This window comes from Caedibacter taeniospiralis (genome assembly GCF_002803295.2).
Classification (GTDB): domain Bacteria; phylum Pseudomonadota; class Gammaproteobacteria; order Francisellales; family Francisellaceae; genus Caedibacter; species Caedibacter taeniospiralis.
Genome location: NZ_PGGB02000002.1, coordinates 150,583 through 165,221, shown reverse-complemented (window position 1 = coordinate 165,221; position 14,639 = coordinate 150,583). Strand labels below are relative to the sequence as shown.

Below are 14,639 nucleotides of genomic sequence, written 5' to 3'. Positions count from 1 at the left end.
TTCTTGGATTCAAGCTGTTTTCTAGACTCTTCAAGCTCCAGTTTCTTTTGCTCATAAGTATTAGTAGCCTCTTTGAGCTTTGTTTCTAAATCAATTATCCTTTGTTCGAAATTTTTTTGTTCTTCTATTGTCTTTTCAGCCTGACTTTTCAAGTTGTTAATCTGTTGTTCTTTTTCTTCAAGATCACTCTGCATCTTGAGCTTATTTTTCTCGTTTTCTTCAATAGCATTACTGTTATTTTCAATGTCTTTCCTTAGGTGTGCTATTTCGTCTGTATCCTTTAAATGTTGAGATTCCTTTTCTTCCAATGACTGCTTATAAGATATTTCCTTTTCCTGAAGCTCCTTTTGAAGATCAGCTATCAGTAGAGTTTGTCTTTCAATATTTTTTTTCGCTGTCTTTAAATCTTCTTCTAACGTATTAAATTCATCTAAGAAACTTCCTCCTTTGAGTTCATCTTCTAGGCTTGGAAGTTTAGTCACCTGCTGATTAGTTAAACGTTCTATCTCCTTATGCGCTTCCTCAAGATTCTGGTTTTTCAGGCTAAGCTGAAATTCAAACACATCACTAATTTCTTTGTAACGTAGCAGCTCTTGCATGTAAGTTTCTTTTTCTTTCTTGAATGTTTGCGATTGATCGTTCTTCTCATTTTGAAGTGAAGTTACTTGCTTCCAAAGCAAATCAATTTCTTTCTTGTAATTCTCATTATTGTTCAGGTATACCTCTTGTTCTTTAAGAAGTTCATCATTTGCTTCGCATATCCTATTGAAATCTTCACCTTTGTTTTTCAACTTGAGTGTCAGATCATCAATTTTTTTGTTATTTTCGTTTAACCTTTCTTTCAGTTGCCTCTCAGTATGGGCGTTATTATCTATTTGCTCAAAATACGACTTTTGGTCCTGTTTATATTGCTTAAGTTCTTGTTTTAAAGTTTCAAGTTGTCTATCTAATTCTGACACTTCTTTTTCATGTCTTTCGCGCTCTTCATCATGAGAAAGTTTTTGCTCATAAAAAGCTTGGTCGTATCTCTTCAGGCGTTTTTCCAAATGTTTGGCATCTTCAAGTTCAATCTTGCCATCATTAACAAGATTCTTAAGACTATCGATATGCTCTTCTTTCTCCACCAGTTCTCGCTCAATTTTATCAATATGTTTTACAAGCTTATCACGGTAGTTATACACTTCTGTCTCAGATTCCTCATGGTCTTTAACAAGTTTTCTCAAGTCATTAATGGTATTTTCATCCTCTTCATTCTGGCTGATAAGTTCTGTTAGCAACTCAACAAAACCATCCCTAGCACCATCGTTATCAAAATTTATAGAGTTCTCGCTAAGATACTCTTCTACACGCTTTCTCACATCATGAGGCATTATAATTTCTCCTTTCTAAATCCAAGTAATAAGTGTGTTTAGCTACTAGTTTTGTAGTGTAAACAATGTAGACCCGCTGAAGAATATCAGCCGCGAATATCGGACAATTTGATTGCTTATGAGAGGTATTTGTAGGAGGTTGCCATTTCCCGTTAGCAATTATTTACAGACTGCGTAGAATTCTCCAAGTTAACCCAAGTTAGAATATGATAACTTTTCATCGTCCATACCCAGTGCTTTGCTCATTACGTGGAAAATATAGTTTTGCTCAACAAAACCTTGAAATAGCCAGGCTTTTGGACCTGTTGCAGATATGATTACATCTTCTCCTGAATGTGTTTCTTCCTCCAATGGAATGAGTGCATTTTGTGTATAATCCTTTGCTAGCACCTTTTGCTCACTGAAATCACCTGCGATTTGATTCCCTCCAGGACCATTTGCATAAGCAATTGTTGTGTACACACGACCTTCCATGTCCTTATTGGGTTGCCCATCTAGTCCTTTAGATAAACCCAATATAGCATTATTGCGTGCTGCATAGCCATTCATGACAAAACCGTGCCCATGATCTGCAGTAACAATCACCAATGTGTCTCTCGTATCAATCATACTCAAAGTTTTTGCGATGGTTTCGTCAAACTCTTTTGCTTCAGAAAGTGCACGTTGTGCATTACCTGCATGATGCCCATGATCAATACGCCCCCCTTCAACCATGAGTATATAACCCTTTGGATTTGTTGATAAAATTTCAATAGCTTTCTCTGTCATCTGACTTAAAGATGGCGTGTCGGCATTTCTATCCAAGACATAGGGAATATGATTTTCGGCAAATAATCCAAGCACTCTCAAGTCTTTTGACGGTTTTACGCCAACCAGCTCATTTTTATTTGTTATATATTTTCCTTGTGGATAACGCGATTGCCATAAGGAAATCAGGTTTTCATCTTTGCGTTTACCTCCATCTTTTTCAAGGGTAAACATGGATAAGCCAGCTCCCAGCGCCACTTCAACGACATCACCTTGGTCTATGAATTGTCTGGCAATATCCTGGCAGCCATTTTGTTTTGCATTTTGCGGCATCAGTGTATCTGCTTCCCAATCACGATCAAATGAATGGGCATATACACCAGCACGAGTTGCGTGTGTAATACGTGTTGTTGTGACTAGCCCGACTGATAAGCCTTGTTTAGCAGCCTGCTCAAAAATAGTCGCTAACTGTTCAGCAGTAGCCCCAGCACAAACACCCCTCTTAGCTTTATCGCTTACGTTGATAACCCCGCTTTTAGTTTTATAACCCGTGACCATTGCCGTTACTGTTCCCGCAGAATCTGGCGTTTGCATATTCGTATTGTAAGTTTTTGAAATGGCTACATATGGAAAACTTTCAAAACTCAAGCAATAGGACTCCCCATCGCCGCCCTGTTGCTGTCCTGCATAAATTCGCGTGGCTGTTATTGTTCCTAAAGACATCCCATCACCAATAAATAAAATCACATTTCTGGCACGGCGATTATCAGGAAGTCGAGACTCAGCTTGCTTGATTTTAAGTTGCTGGACTTTATAATCACTTGTGTCATAAGCTGCATGACTTTCTTGTAAAATAGCTACTACTAGCAAACCTATACAAACATTTTTCATATTCATCTATCTCTCCTCTTATAATTTATGTTGCGGTACGCTGTAATGTCACGATAACTTCACTCTTTAAGCAACATATATACCCATCATAAATCATTTTACGGGTTTTATGAGGGAAGAAGTTCGCGGGGATTTTGAAGAATTGACTTGTAGGTAATAGTGAGTTCTATTGTCAAAATTCAATCCTTTAAAATCAGCCGAAATTCAATGCCAGAAAGTCTGGAAAATGATTTACGATGGGTATAAAGCTAAAGTAGGATTTGTTACCGTCACAGATAGCATGAAGCTTAAATGTTACAGTTTTGTTATCTTTAGCTAAAAGAGACTAACGATACAGTACGGCATCAAATCCTGAAATTACGACCTTTTCATCAAGCACGCCAGCGACACGTTTTATTTCCTGCTGATCTTTGTTCAGCAGTATCAGTGTGGGCAATCCCAAAATATTTGCCTGATTCAAGAGTTCCGTGCTGTCGCTACTGTATTGCGATACATCGACCTTAATAATTTGAATATTATGATTTTTAAAATACTGCTGCATTCTGGAGTTTTGCAGGATTTCTTTAAGTTTTAGGCAGTTTTCACACCAATGCGCAAAATAATCCACTAGAACATAGTCGTGGGTTTGAAGAGATTGCTTAAGTTGTGCATCAAGCTCTTTGACTGTAAACACAGTGATCACATCGCCATCCTGACGCACAGTAAGCTGTGATTGCGTGACATGGGTAATATAGCTTACCATGCCAAACAAGCTTATAAGCACAACGCTTGCACCAACAAAATGCTTGGTTTTCTGCTTCATATATTCACTGATAACCGAAGCATACATAAGATAAATCACATATACGTTAATCAATAATAGATAAGCCATAACATCAAAAAGAACGTCATTGACGACACGGCTGAGTAAGAAAATAGCCATTGCCAGCATCGCAAAACCAAAGAGAATCTTAATTTCTTGCATCCAGCTGCCAGATTTTGGCACAAATCGCTTGAGACCTAAAGCAATAAGCAAAAGAGGAATACCCATGCCAAAGCCAAGCGTGAAAAGTGCCACGCCACCGTAGATGACATCCCCTGTCTGGACAATCGTTGTCAATACACCAATTAAAGGTGCCGAGGTGCAGGGTGATAGCACCAAGCTCGCAATAGCTCCCATCAAAAAGCTACCGATAATACCACCTGATTTGAATCTACTTTGCGATTGTCCAATCCGTGCACTAATAAAAGAAGGTAGCTTAATTTGGAATAAGCCAAACATCGACAGTGCCAAAGCAACAAAGAGCAGGCTGATTAAAATAATTACCCACGCTTGCTGGAAAAACAACTGGAAAGAAAGACCAATGCTGCTGATGATAATGCCAAGCATGGCATACATTATTGACATACCAAGCACATACGCTAAAGCAAGAAAGAAACTATGCAGCTTGCCATGGCTTTTACCAATAACAATGGCGCTAATAATAGGAACCATAGGCAGTACGCAAGGAGTAAACGCCAATAACAAACCAATACCTAATAAGGCTAAGATAGAAAGCCAGTTAAAGATTTGCTTTTGCAAGGGAAGGACTTGTTGATCTAACAAAATTTCTTTGACCTGAGGCAAGTGACATAAATTTTTGTCACAGCCCTGATAACGAACTTCTAAGAAACTATCTGCTGAGATTTCTCCAGATAAAGGAACGCGCAAAAATAATTCATGTGCATAGACTTTTTCATTGGCAAACATAGGGTGTGTGATTGCTTCAGGAAAGAAAATATTACCGATTTTTGCATGGTCAGCATTCCTAAGTTGAAGGCTTATTTTATCTTTATAGAGGTATTGCCCTTTAGGAATTTCCCAGCACAGTGTTACTTCTGCTTTCCCTTTGACTGCGATAAGACGTATCTTGTCGAAAGACTGTTGATGTGTGTTGAAAACCCCCATGTTTACCAGGTTGTCAGCGCTAAAAAAAGCCGTGTTGCTCGCAACCCCAAACTGCGTGAAAAAAACGCAAAAAAGTGGTAGCAGTAAACGCAGGAAGTTGTGAAAAAACATGAATCATCTTGGGGTTGTAGTGTCAATGAAAGCATATGGTAACACGATGCTAATCATTGACAAGAACGATTTGATGTACAAAGCATATACCCCAATGCCAGGCTCTTTCACTTACCAAAATCGCCCGTGACCATCAGGCGATCATTTGTTATGATGTGGCGAGTTCAATGAGTCTTGATTTTTAAGTTTATGGATCAACTAAGTCTTTCTTTTGAGAATAACGAAAAGCAGACGATTAGCGCATTTAGTCGTCAGGCTTATTTAAATTATTCGATGTATGTCATTTTAGATCGCGCATTACCTCATATCGGTGACGGACTTAAGCCCGTGCAGCGCAGAATTATCTATGCGATGAGTGAAATCGGATTATCAGCCTTAAGTAAACACAAAAAATCTGCGCGCACCGTGGGTGATGTTTTAGGTAAATATCATCCCCATGGCGATAGCGCCTGTTATGAGGCAATGGTGCTCATGGCGCAGGATTTCTCTTATCGCTACACTCTAGTCGATGGACAGGGTAACTGGGGGTCACCCGATGATCCAAAATCATTTGCCGCGATGCGCTACACCGAATCAAGATTATCCAAATATTCAGAAGTCCTGCTGAATGAATTGAAACTTGGTACCGTTGATTGGGCGCCAAACTTTGATGGCACACTGCAAGAACCCAAAATGTTACCAGCCCAGGTGCCTAATGTACTTTTAAACGGCAGCATGGGGATTGCAGTCGGGATGTCCACCGATATTCCATCCCATAATCTAACAGAAGTGGTCGATGGATGTTTATATTTATTAAGCACCAAGGATCCTGATCTGGATGGTTTAATGGCACATATTCCAGGACCTGATTATCCTGGGGGTGCTGAGGTGATTACTCCCTTTGAAGAACGTAAAAAGATCTATGAAACAGGAACAGGCAGCATTCGTTTACGTGCCGTTTTCCACGTTGAAGAAGGCAATATCGTTATCACGCGAGTGCCACATCAGGTTTCAAGTGCTAAAGTCATTGAGCAGATTGCAGCCCAGATAAACGGCAAGAAAATCTCCTGGCTAAGCGATATTCGTGATGAGTCAGATCATAATGATCCGGTGAGAATCGTACTTGTTCCACGCTCTAATCGCATCGATACCAATGTGCTAATGAGCCACTTATTTGCAACCACCGATCTTGAGAAAAGCTATCGAGTTAATTTGAATATGATTGGCATCAACGGTAAGCCACAGGTCAAGTCGTTATTGGAGATATTGACAGAGTGGCTGGTGTTTAGAACGGAGGTCACCACCAAGCGTTTGGAGTTTCGCCTGGATAAAATTTTAGAGCGCTTGCATATTCTGGATGGTTTTTTAATCGCTTTTTTGAATATTGATGAGGTGATTGCGATTATCCGCTATGAGGATGAACCGAAGGAAGCTTTAAAAAAACGCTTTGAGCTTACGGATGCACAGGCTGAAGCCATCTTAAACTTACGCCTGCGCAATCTGGCCAAACTTGAAGAAATAGCCCTTAAGAAGGAAAAACATGAGCTTGAAAAAGAGCGCGATGAGATTTTGGGTTATTTGGAAAATCCAACAAAATTGAAAAATTTAATTAAAAAAGAATTGAAAGCCGCTGGGCAAAAGCATGGTGATCAGCGAAAATCAGCTTTAGTCGTAAGATCTGAAGCAAAAGCGTTAAAAGAAGCGGATTTACAACCTGTTGAAAGTGTCACTGTTGTACTGTCAAAACAAGGCTGGGTTCGCGTGGCAAAAGGGCACGAGGTCAACGTTGAGGGCTTAAGCTATAAAACGGGGGATAGCTACTTTATATCTAGCATGGGTAAGAGTAATCAGCCATGCTTATTCTTCTCAAACTTAGGTAAAGTGTATAGTTTGCTAAGTACTGATCTTCCTTCAGCCCGAGGTCAAGGCGAGCCCATCACGGGACATTTAAAACTCGAACAAAATGAAACCATTATTGCCATTACATTCGTTAAAACAGAAGATCGGATCGTTTTGGCATCAACAGCTGGTAATGCTTTTGTAGCTAAGGTTGATGATTTGATTAGCAAAAATCGCTCAGGTAAGCAGGTGATCACGCTGGATGATGACAAAATGGTACCACCAGTAAATGCACACGAGCATGAAAATACCTTGATTATTGCGATCTCAAACCAGGGGCGTTTACTTGCCGTCCAAAAGCACGAGTTACCGACCTTAGCCAAGGGCAAAGGCAACCGTTTGATTAATATGCCAAGCCACTTGGCAACTGGTGAGAAGCTTAAGTTTATTGCCGCTGTTGCAGGACACGAGAGCTTAACGATTTACTCAGGTAAACGTCATATGCGCTTAAGTTTTACTGAGCTTGCAGATTATCAAGGTAACCGAGGTTCCCGTGGTAAGATCCTGCCACGTGGATTCCAAAATGTGGATGATCTTTCCTGTGGATAATGCGATAAGCTTGACGCTGCCACCTTCACAAGTAAAGTGGGGCTTTAAAAACTACCCCGCCTGACCACTTTAAAGTGGTCAGGCAAGCAGCCACCCCTTCACTGGTGAAGGGGAATTAGTGACAAGCTTTCCGAAAATCACCCTTCGTTGGCGAAGAGGGTGAAAAACACTCGTATGTAGTTACGCACGCTTTGCTTTATAAATGGCTGTGTATTTCCTGGTGATATACCACTGCTGTGCAATACTGATGACGTTGTTAGTCAACCAGTATAGCACCAGACCAGATGGGAATGACGCAAAGAAAACGGTGAATATCACTGGCATCAACATCATGATCTTGGCCTGTGTTGGGTCTGCTGACGTTGGACTGAGTTTTTGTTGTACGAACATGGAAATACCCATGAGTATCGGCAGAATAAAATACGGATCTTTTGATGCTAAGTCATTAATCCAGAAAACAAACGGTGCCTGGCGCAATTGCACACTTTCCAGCAATACCCAGTAAAGCGCGATAAATACGGGGATCTGTACTAAGATGGGCAAACAGCCACTTGCTGGGTTTACCTTTTCTTCCTTGTACATCTCCATCATCTTACGCCCAAGTTTCTGGCGATCACCTTTGTAAAGCTCTTGCAGCTTTTTCATGCGCGGCTGTAGCATGCGCATTTTAGCCATAGACTTATAGCTTTTCGCCGATAACGGATAAAATAACACTTTAATGAGCACGGTAACCAGAATAATCGCAAGCCCCCAGTTGGCAACCACGCTGTGAATCAGGGTCATCAACCAAAAAATAATCACCGAGATAAACGACAGCATGCCATAATCAACCAGCTTATCTAAGCCTTCTGGTTTATTGGCACCAAAATCTTTGACCATAGCCTCCAGGTTTTTGGTAATCGTGGGACCCGTATAAAGAATATTTACATTTTCAACACTTTGATTCTCACTTAACACCACCGCTTGTGTTTTAACGCCTGATTGATAGGTGTGTTCCGCAAGCTTATTAGCGTAGACACTGAAGCTTGTCCCTGGATTACTGGGAACCCAAAGACTGACAAAATAATGTTGAATCATTGCAGCCCAGCCTTTACTGGTGGACACATTAACCGCTGCAGTTGATTTGGCTAAATCAGCAAATGACTCTTTTTGGAAAGTGCGCTGGTTTGACGAAAGTCCAACTCCTTGAAAAGAGTAGGAATGCGCATCCAAAATACTAAAGCTATGCGTTTCAGGAGGCACTTGCCGAGTAATTTCATTATCAAAACTCACACTTATTGGGGTGTTGGTTGTATTTTTCACGCTTTGCTTAACGGTAATCGCATAAGTCAAATCGTTAATATGATATTGGCGTATAACCTCCAACCCTTGTACTTTTGCAGCTAAGGTTACCGCTGTTTCACTATCCTTTTTCACCACGCTCTGCTCAGTAAACAGAATACTTTGCGGCTGATCATTGATATAGATGACACTTTGCGCAATATACCTGGTTCCTGCGTTGTTATTAAGCATCGGCATAGGCTGTTTATCCGTAAGACTCACGTCATAGTCTTTAAGCTCAGCATTAATAATCGCACCATTTAACAGACTGATTTCCAGGTTCGCAAAAACACTGGTGTTTAACGAAATAGGTTTAGCATCAGCATTTGAGAAATCTTGTTTTGTAACATCGGTTATTACCGTATCTACGGCTTTATTTTGTGCATTATTTTCCTGCTGAACCAATTGCGTACTTTGCGCACCACTTTCTGTTTTAGCTGGCTTTGGGACAAACATTTCCTCCCAGCGTGCCGTCAGTGACATAAAAATCACGACAATCAGTGCAATCAAGAATATTCTTATATAGTTTGACTTCATCTACTTAAACCTTTTCTTTCTTTGGAACTGGATCATAGCCGCCTTGGCAAGCTGGGTGGCATTTTAACAGCCTTTTTGTTATTAGCCAAAGCCCAATCAGTAAACCATGCAATTTAATTGACTCAAGCGCATATTGTGAGCAGCTTGGATAAAAGCGGCAGCGCGTACCTAAAAACGGACTGATCGCAATTTGATAAAATCGAATGAGAAAGATAAAAGGAATTGCAAACGCTAGACGTACTGCTTTAGAAATCCGTTGATAGACTGCCATAATTCCTCCTTTGTCGCCTTGGATGCGTTATGGTTAGCGATAACAATCAACATCGTCTGCGCGAATTTATCCTTATGCTGACGAAACATTTCTTTGTTCAAGCGGCGACATAGATTGCGCTGCACTGCTTTTTTTACTTTTTTTTTGCCAACAATTACACCAATACTTGCTTTAAGATCAGAGCCTTTGGCAATCAGATAGGAAAAGTGTTTAGTATGAACTTTGTGGCAGATACGCGAAAAGCCAAGGGAAAAACCCTTGGCCTCTAGAATATGATCTTTTGTTAATGAATTAAGCGGCAAGCTTATGTCTGCCCTTAGCACGTCTGTTACGAATCACCTTTTGTCCGCTTAATGTCTTCATACGGGCACGAAAGCCGTGTGTTCTTTTTCTTTTTAAGTTACTTGGTTGAAACGTTCTTTTCATCGTACTATCCTCGAGTTTATATTTATAAAGGTTGCTGCAAATCTGTCAAAGTTCATGCAAAGCGCGGATTCTAAGCCAAAAACAAGATTCGGTCAATTATAAAATGCCAAACTTATTCATCTGCAATTTCAAGACACGGCATTCTAGCGTAAAGTACAGGTGCTGTCGATGGATGTTTTAGAATGCTCTCTGTACGCGATGATTTTTCTCATTTTAAGGCATAGTTTATTTACCCTCCAGAGAACTCTAGCACGAGATTGACTTATCAGTTATTGAAAACTAAAATATCCGTACACATTACGGACATGGTGACACAATGAGTAAAACAGCACGAATAGAGTTTAAGGTTACAGCAGATAGCAAGGCTATTTTTGAAAGAGCGGCTCAACTAATGGGCGTGTCACTCACTGAATTTGGCATGAGAGCGATGACGAGCTTTGCCAGGAAAGTCACAACGGAGCAGAACCTGATCAAACTAACTGTAGCTCAGCAAGAGAATTTTTTTGAAGCATTAAAAAATCCTCCTAAGGCAAATGATCTGCTGAAAAGCGCTTACCAAGCTCATAAAAATATTTTGTCACAGTAGGTTGATTAATGGCAATAACAATAGAGTTGCTGACAAAGCAAAAAATGTCTGGCATTAAATTTGATTGTGGGGAAGAAGCGTTAAACAACTACATACTCAAGCAAGCCAAACAGGACATGAAGCGTCATGTTTGTGCTACATATGTACTGTTAGAGGATTCGTCTTTGCTTGGTTATTATACATTATCCTCAACCATTATTCATTTGGATCAACTATCTGGTATTGACGGTGTGATAGCAAAAAAGTTGCCTAAATATCCCTATCTACCTGCAACCTTATTAGGTCGCTTAGCTGTTAAGAGTGAGACTAAAGGCAAAGGTTATGGTCAACTGCTGTTAGTAAATGCTTTAACTCGTACTTATGTTAATAGTTCTGTAATAGGTTCAATTGCGGTGGTTGTTGACGCAAAAAACAAAGAGGCAATGAATTTCTACAAACGATATGGTTTTCTAGAGCTGAGAGATAATCAACTGTTTATGACAATGGATACAATCAAAGAGGTTTTTGAGTAAGGTTCAATGAAATGGACCAAAACCAAGACAGGCAGGCCACTATACCCCATTTTCCATTCGTTATCATCGTTTTTAACACTTACAAACCTGGCGAAAATCTGTTAGGATGGCGCTACTTAGAGTGATTTTAGTTACACGACTCATGCAAAGCTGCAAAGCTAATAATAGTTTCCTGTTTTCAGTCATCATCTATTTGTTAAAAAATCCTTAGCGTTCCAGCATTACTCGATTTTTACAACCACTGATACTTCAAAAGCAACATTGCTTTAACACAACACCCTTAGGATATAAGTATGTTTACCGAAAACAAACAAAAAATTGAAACCCAAACCTTACAGGTCAACTTTATTTTATCGATTGTTTATGTGCTATTTAGCCTGGTCATCGTTTATTTTGCGCAATCTTTAACGGTTTTACTCGATGTTGGCTATTCCGTCATTACTTTGCTGATTTATGCGGCTTCACTGTACGTCATTAAGAAAATTAACCAGCCAGCTAATAAACGCTACCCTTATGGTTACTACCGTTTAGAGCCCGTTTTTGTCTTATTACAAGCTGGCTTTATTTTACTCGTCGCGGCAAGCGTTATCATCATGGCTATTATCAACCTTGTCACACACGCGATAACGCCTAATTATATTTTCGCAATTATCGCCTCTTTTAGTGGCACACTCGTCTGCGGCATTATGTATCTATATGTCAGAGGAGCTGCCAAAAAAACAGGTTCAAAAATTCTGCATGCGGATGCTGAGCTTTGGAAAGCAGATGCTCTCTTAAGCGCCTCGGTCGATATTTCACTTGCTACTGCATTAGTGCTTATTTTCTTTAATCTACACAATATGGCCAGCTATATCGATCCAATTATTGCCATTGTCATGGGTATTGCCATTACGATCAAACCCTTAAAACTCATAAAAGAAGCTGGACTAAACTTGTTAGACGCTTCGGTTGAACCCGATTTAAAAAACAAACTTACTGATGCGGCTAATATCATTTGCAGTAACCATCAGCTAACGTTACAGGATATAAAAATCACACAGTCAGGAAGATTTCTATTCGCTGACCTACGCTTAAAACTTCCAGCTGCTTTACCAACACAAGAGCTTCGCAGTTTAAAAGCAGTGCTGTTAAAGCACTATAAAGACCATTTTAAAGACAATGTGGTTTACGTTTATATCACAATCTAACTGGAGTATGCGATTAGGGTGGAGCTCCCTTAGCGTTTCATATGCCCACAAAATGGGCAGTGCTGTATCTTATGCTATGAAACGGTTTCCATTTTTACTATTCTCCAGCAATGGTGAATATTGGGGCGCCTTAAGAAATCACGTGACAAACATTGATCATCGATACTTTGACAGTTATACCTTGTCAATAAGTCAGCATCCAGCTTAAACCTTCTATAGTTATTGGAAAAATAAAGGATGCCATTTTTTGCTAAAAGCCGCATCGCCAAATCGATCAGCTCAACGTGATCCTGCTGAATATCTAATACCATCTGCATACGCTTTGAATTGGAGAAGGTTGGGGGATCTAAAAAGATCACATCAAATGTTTTAGCAGATTTCACCGCTTCTTTTAACCATGACAAACAATCTGCCTGAATAAATATATGTTGATTCAGATCAAGCTTATTAAGGGTAAAGTTACGTTTTCCCCACTCTAAATACGTTTTTGACATATCAACGCTGATCGTTTTAGCACCCTGCAATGCGGCTTCAACGCTCGCGCTGCAGGTATAAGCAAACAGATTCAGCAAAGTTTTATACTGTGATGACTTCGCAATAATCTGACGCATTTTGCGGTGATCTAAAAATAAACCTGTATCTAGATAATCATCAAAATTTACATAGAACAAGGCGCCATATTCTTTGACTACATGAAATGTATTCGTCGTCGCCCGCTTTTCATATTGGTTTACCCCCCTTTGACGTTGTCTTATCTTCAGATGAATATGGTCATACTTTACCTTAAGTACTTCTGCAACATGATAAATGGCTTGTAACAAGCGCTTTTGTGCCAGCTTCTCATCAACACCTTTACCCATCTGATATTCCTGTATGTGCACATGGGTATTATACAAATCAATCGCTACAGCATATTCTGGCAAATCAGCATCATAAACGCGGTAGCACTCCAAATCCTGCTGTTTCGCCCATTTCTGTAATTGTTGATAATTCTTCGTCAGGCGATTCTTAAATGCCTCATGAGCGTCATCCTGTAAAATAGCATTAGCTGCCTGACGCTTTAGTTTTTGTGTAGGTGATTCACGTTTCATTACCCATTCATCACTTACTTCAAACTGGTATAGCACCGTTTCCAGCGCGCCGTTGAAAAATTTATTTTGCTTGTTTGATCTTAATCCCAGAGCTTTTACAGATTCGCTTGCGGCACTAAAAATCGCAACACGCCAACCTGTAAATGCTTCGATTAAAGCCTTGCCAAAACATCTAAATAAATGGTTTAACTTTTCGGGTTGTGCGTGGTATAAGCGCTCGCCATAAGGTGGATTAGTAAGTATCAAACCCGTTTTAACACCAGGCTTATTCGTTAAATCTCTGATATCCTGGCATGCCAATTCAATATAATCACTTAATCCAGCCGCCTGAATATTTTGCCTGGCCTTATGCAATATTTCTTCATCGTAATCATAACCAACCAGTTTAATCTTCTGTCTTTGCGAACCTTCCATCTGCTGCGCGTGTGTATCTGTTTTCAGCTGTTGCCACAAGCTTGCATTAAAATCATGCCAGTGCGTAAAACAGAAGGTTTCACGTCGCAAGTTTGGCGCAATCTGATATGCCATCATCGCAGCTTCAATTAAAATAGTCCCAGAGCCACACATAGGATCAAGCAACACAGGCTCATCAGTTTGCAGCATATCAAGCCAGCCACTTTTAATGAGTAACGCCGAAGCCAGTGTTTCTTTTAAGGGCGCTTCTCCTTGTCCCAAGCGATAACCTCTTTTATGCAAGCTCTCGCCGGTAAGGGATAAATAACTCATCATCATCCCTTTTTGAAAGTGAATCGCAATCACAATATCTGGGTTATCAAGACTCACATCAGGTCTAACCTCCATTTGATCGCGGAAATAGTCAACAATGGCATCCTTGGCTTTTTGAGCCGCAAACTGAGTATTATTAAAGGCGCTATGTTTGCCTGAAACTTCTATTTTTATGGATTTTTCCACAGCAAAATAGCTGCTCCATGGCAAAGCATAGAGCTCATTATAAAAGTCCTCAGAACTTTCAAATTTGGCACTGTGTAATTTTCGATGTACCTGGTTCGCCAGTCTCGACCATAAGCACACTTTGTAGGCAACACCCAGGCTTGCCACAAATTCAACACCAGAAAGCTTCTCGTGAGCCTCTGTAACACCGAGCATTAAAAGCTCTTCTTTCAGTAAAAGCTCGATGCCTTTGGCACAGTTTGCAAAAAATATGAGGAGGGAATCTTGCTCAGTTGTCAAAGAAGAATTCATCTGAAATTATCATGCACATAAAATTGAATCTGC

At 40.1% G+C, this 14,639-nt stretch carries 12 protein-coding genes; 4 read left to right on the top strand and 8 right to left on the bottom strand.

What is annotated here, in order from left to right; all coding sequences use genetic code 11:
• The 3 genes from CU053_RS01655 to dsbD form a co-directional block, all read right to left on the bottom strand.
• The coding region (locus CU053_RS01655) for a coiled-coil domain-containing protein (protein ID WP_158106919.1) at positions 1-1,370 on the bottom strand (1,370 nt) is incomplete at its 3' end.
• Positions 1,371-1,559: 189 nt separating this feature from the next.
• Positions 1,560-3,014: an alkaline phosphatase gene (locus tag CU053_RS01650; RefSeq protein ID WP_199244171.1), complete on the bottom strand. Its 1,455-nt coding sequence runs from the start codon at positions 3,012-3,014 to the stop codon at positions 1,560-1,562.
• A 319-nt stretch (positions 3,015-3,333) separates the two neighbouring features.
• Complete coding sequence (gene dsbD / locus CU053_RS01645; protein ID WP_100550560.1) at positions 3,334-5,046, bottom strand: protein-disulfide reductase DsbD; 1,713 nt, start codon at positions 5,044-5,046, stop codon at positions 3,334-3,336.
• A 189-nt stretch (positions 5,047-5,235) separates the two neighbouring features.
• On the opposite strand from dsbD, the gene parC reads away from it, so the two are divergent.
• Entirely contained in the window at positions 5,236-7,473 is a 2,238-nt protein-coding gene (gene parC, locus CU053_RS01640; protein WP_100550561.1) for a DNA topoisomerase IV subunit A, read from the top strand.
• A 180-nt stretch (positions 7,474-7,653) separates the two neighbouring features.
• Here the strand turns inward: parC and yidC are convergent, their stop codons facing one another.
• Genes yidC through rpmH form a run of 4 tightly spaced genes read right to left on the bottom strand, consistent with a single transcriptional unit; the run spans position 7,654 to position 10,027 of the window.
• Positions 7,654-9,330, bottom strand: a complete 1,677-nt coding sequence (gene yidC / locus CU053_RS01635; RefSeq protein ID WP_100550562.1) for a membrane protein insertase YidC — start codon at positions 9,328-9,330, stop codon at positions 7,654-7,656.
• Positions 9,331-9,334: 4 nt separating this feature from the next.
• Positions 9,335-9,601 carry a membrane protein insertion efficiency factor YidD gene (yidD, locus tag CU053_RS01630; protein WP_100550563.1) on the bottom strand — a complete coding sequence of 89 codons (267 nt, stop codon included), beginning with the start codon at positions 9,599-9,601 and terminating at the stop codon, positions 9,335-9,337.
• Entirely contained in the window at positions 9,562-9,924 is a 363-nt protein-coding gene (gene rnpA, locus CU053_RS01625) for a ribonuclease P protein component (protein ID WP_233263307.1), read from the bottom strand. Before rnpA ends, yidD begins: the two co-directional genes overlap by 40 nt.
• On the bottom strand, positions 9,893-10,027 hold the full coding sequence (gene rpmH, locus CU053_RS01620) for a 50S ribosomal protein L34 (RefSeq protein ID WP_100550565.1): 135 nt from the start codon (positions 10,025-10,027) through the stop codon (positions 9,893-9,895). Before rpmH ends, rnpA begins: the two co-directional genes overlap by 32 nt.
• A gap of 316 nt (positions 10,028-10,343) precedes the next feature.
• Here rpmH and CU053_RS01615 point away from each other — a divergent pair, with 316 nt between their 5' ends.
• The 3 genes from CU053_RS01615 to CU053_RS01605 all read left to right on the top strand — a co-directional run bounded on the left by CU053_RS01615 (position 10,344) and on the right by CU053_RS01605 (position 12,312).
• Positions 10,344-10,613 carry a type II toxin-antitoxin system TacA family antitoxin gene (locus tag CU053_RS01615; protein WP_100550566.1) on the top strand — a complete coding sequence of 90 codons (270 nt, stop codon included), beginning with the start codon at positions 10,344-10,346 and terminating at the stop codon, positions 10,611-10,613.
• Positions 10,614-10,621: 8 nt separating this feature from the next.
• A complete protein-coding gene (locus CU053_RS01610) occupies positions 10,622-11,125 on the top strand; it encodes a GNAT family N-acetyltransferase (RefSeq protein ID WP_100550567.1) in 504 nt (167 codons plus the stop codon).
• A gap of 293 nt (positions 11,126-11,418) precedes the next feature.
• Positions 11,419-12,312 carry a cation diffusion facilitator family transporter gene (locus CU053_RS01605; protein ID WP_100550568.1) on the top strand — a complete coding sequence of 298 codons (894 nt, stop codon included), beginning with the start codon at positions 11,419-11,421 and terminating at the stop codon, positions 12,310-12,312.
• A gap of 74 nt (positions 12,313-12,386) precedes the next feature.
• Here the strand turns inward: CU053_RS01605 and rlmKL are convergent, their stop codons facing one another.
• The gene (rlmKL, locus tag CU053_RS01600; RefSeq protein WP_233263306.1) at positions 12,387-14,594 is read right to left on the bottom strand and encodes a bifunctional 23S rRNA (guanine(2069)-N(7))-methyltransferase RlmK/23S rRNA (guanine(2445)-N(2))-methyltransferase RlmL; all 2,208 of its coding nucleotides are present in this window, start codon (positions 14,592-14,594) and stop codon (positions 12,387-12,389) included.
• Between the last annotated feature and the right edge of the window lie 45 nt (positions 14,595-14,639).

Excerpts from the sequence above, each read along its gene's own strand:
- rpmH (WP_100550565.1), bottom strand. The coding sequence starts at position 10,027 with ATGAAAAGAACGTTTCAACCAAGTAACTTAAAAAGAAAAAGAACACAC.
- yidD (WP_100550563.1), bottom strand. The coding sequence starts at position 9,601 with ATGGCAGTCTATCAACGGATTTCTAAAGCAGTACGTCTAGCGTTTGCA.
- dsbD (WP_100550560.1), bottom strand. The coding sequence starts at position 5,046 with ATGTTTTTTCACAACTTCCTGCGTTTACTGCTACCACTTTTTTGCGTT.
- CU053_RS01650 (WP_199244171.1), bottom strand. The coding sequence starts at position 3,014 with ATGAATATGAAAAATGTTTGTATAGGTTTGCTAGTAGTAGCTATTTTA.
- CU053_RS01610 (WP_100550567.1), top strand. The coding sequence starts at position 10,622 with ATGGCAATAACAATAGAGTTGCTGACAAAGCAAAAAATGTCTGGCATT.
- parC (WP_100550561.1), top strand. The coding sequence starts at position 5,236 with ATGGATCAACTAAGTCTTTCTTTTGAGAATAACGAAAAGCAGACGATT.
- CU053_RS01615 (WP_100550566.1), top strand. The coding sequence starts at position 10,344 with ATGAGTAAAACAGCACGAATAGAGTTTAAGGTTACAGCAGATAGCAAG.
- yidC (WP_100550562.1), bottom strand. The coding sequence starts at position 9,330 with ATGAAGTCAAACTATATAAGAATATTCTTGATTGCACTGATTGTCGTG.
- CU053_RS01605 (WP_100550568.1), top strand. The coding sequence starts at position 11,419 with ATGTTTACCGAAAACAAACAAAAAATTGAAACCCAAACCTTACAGGTC.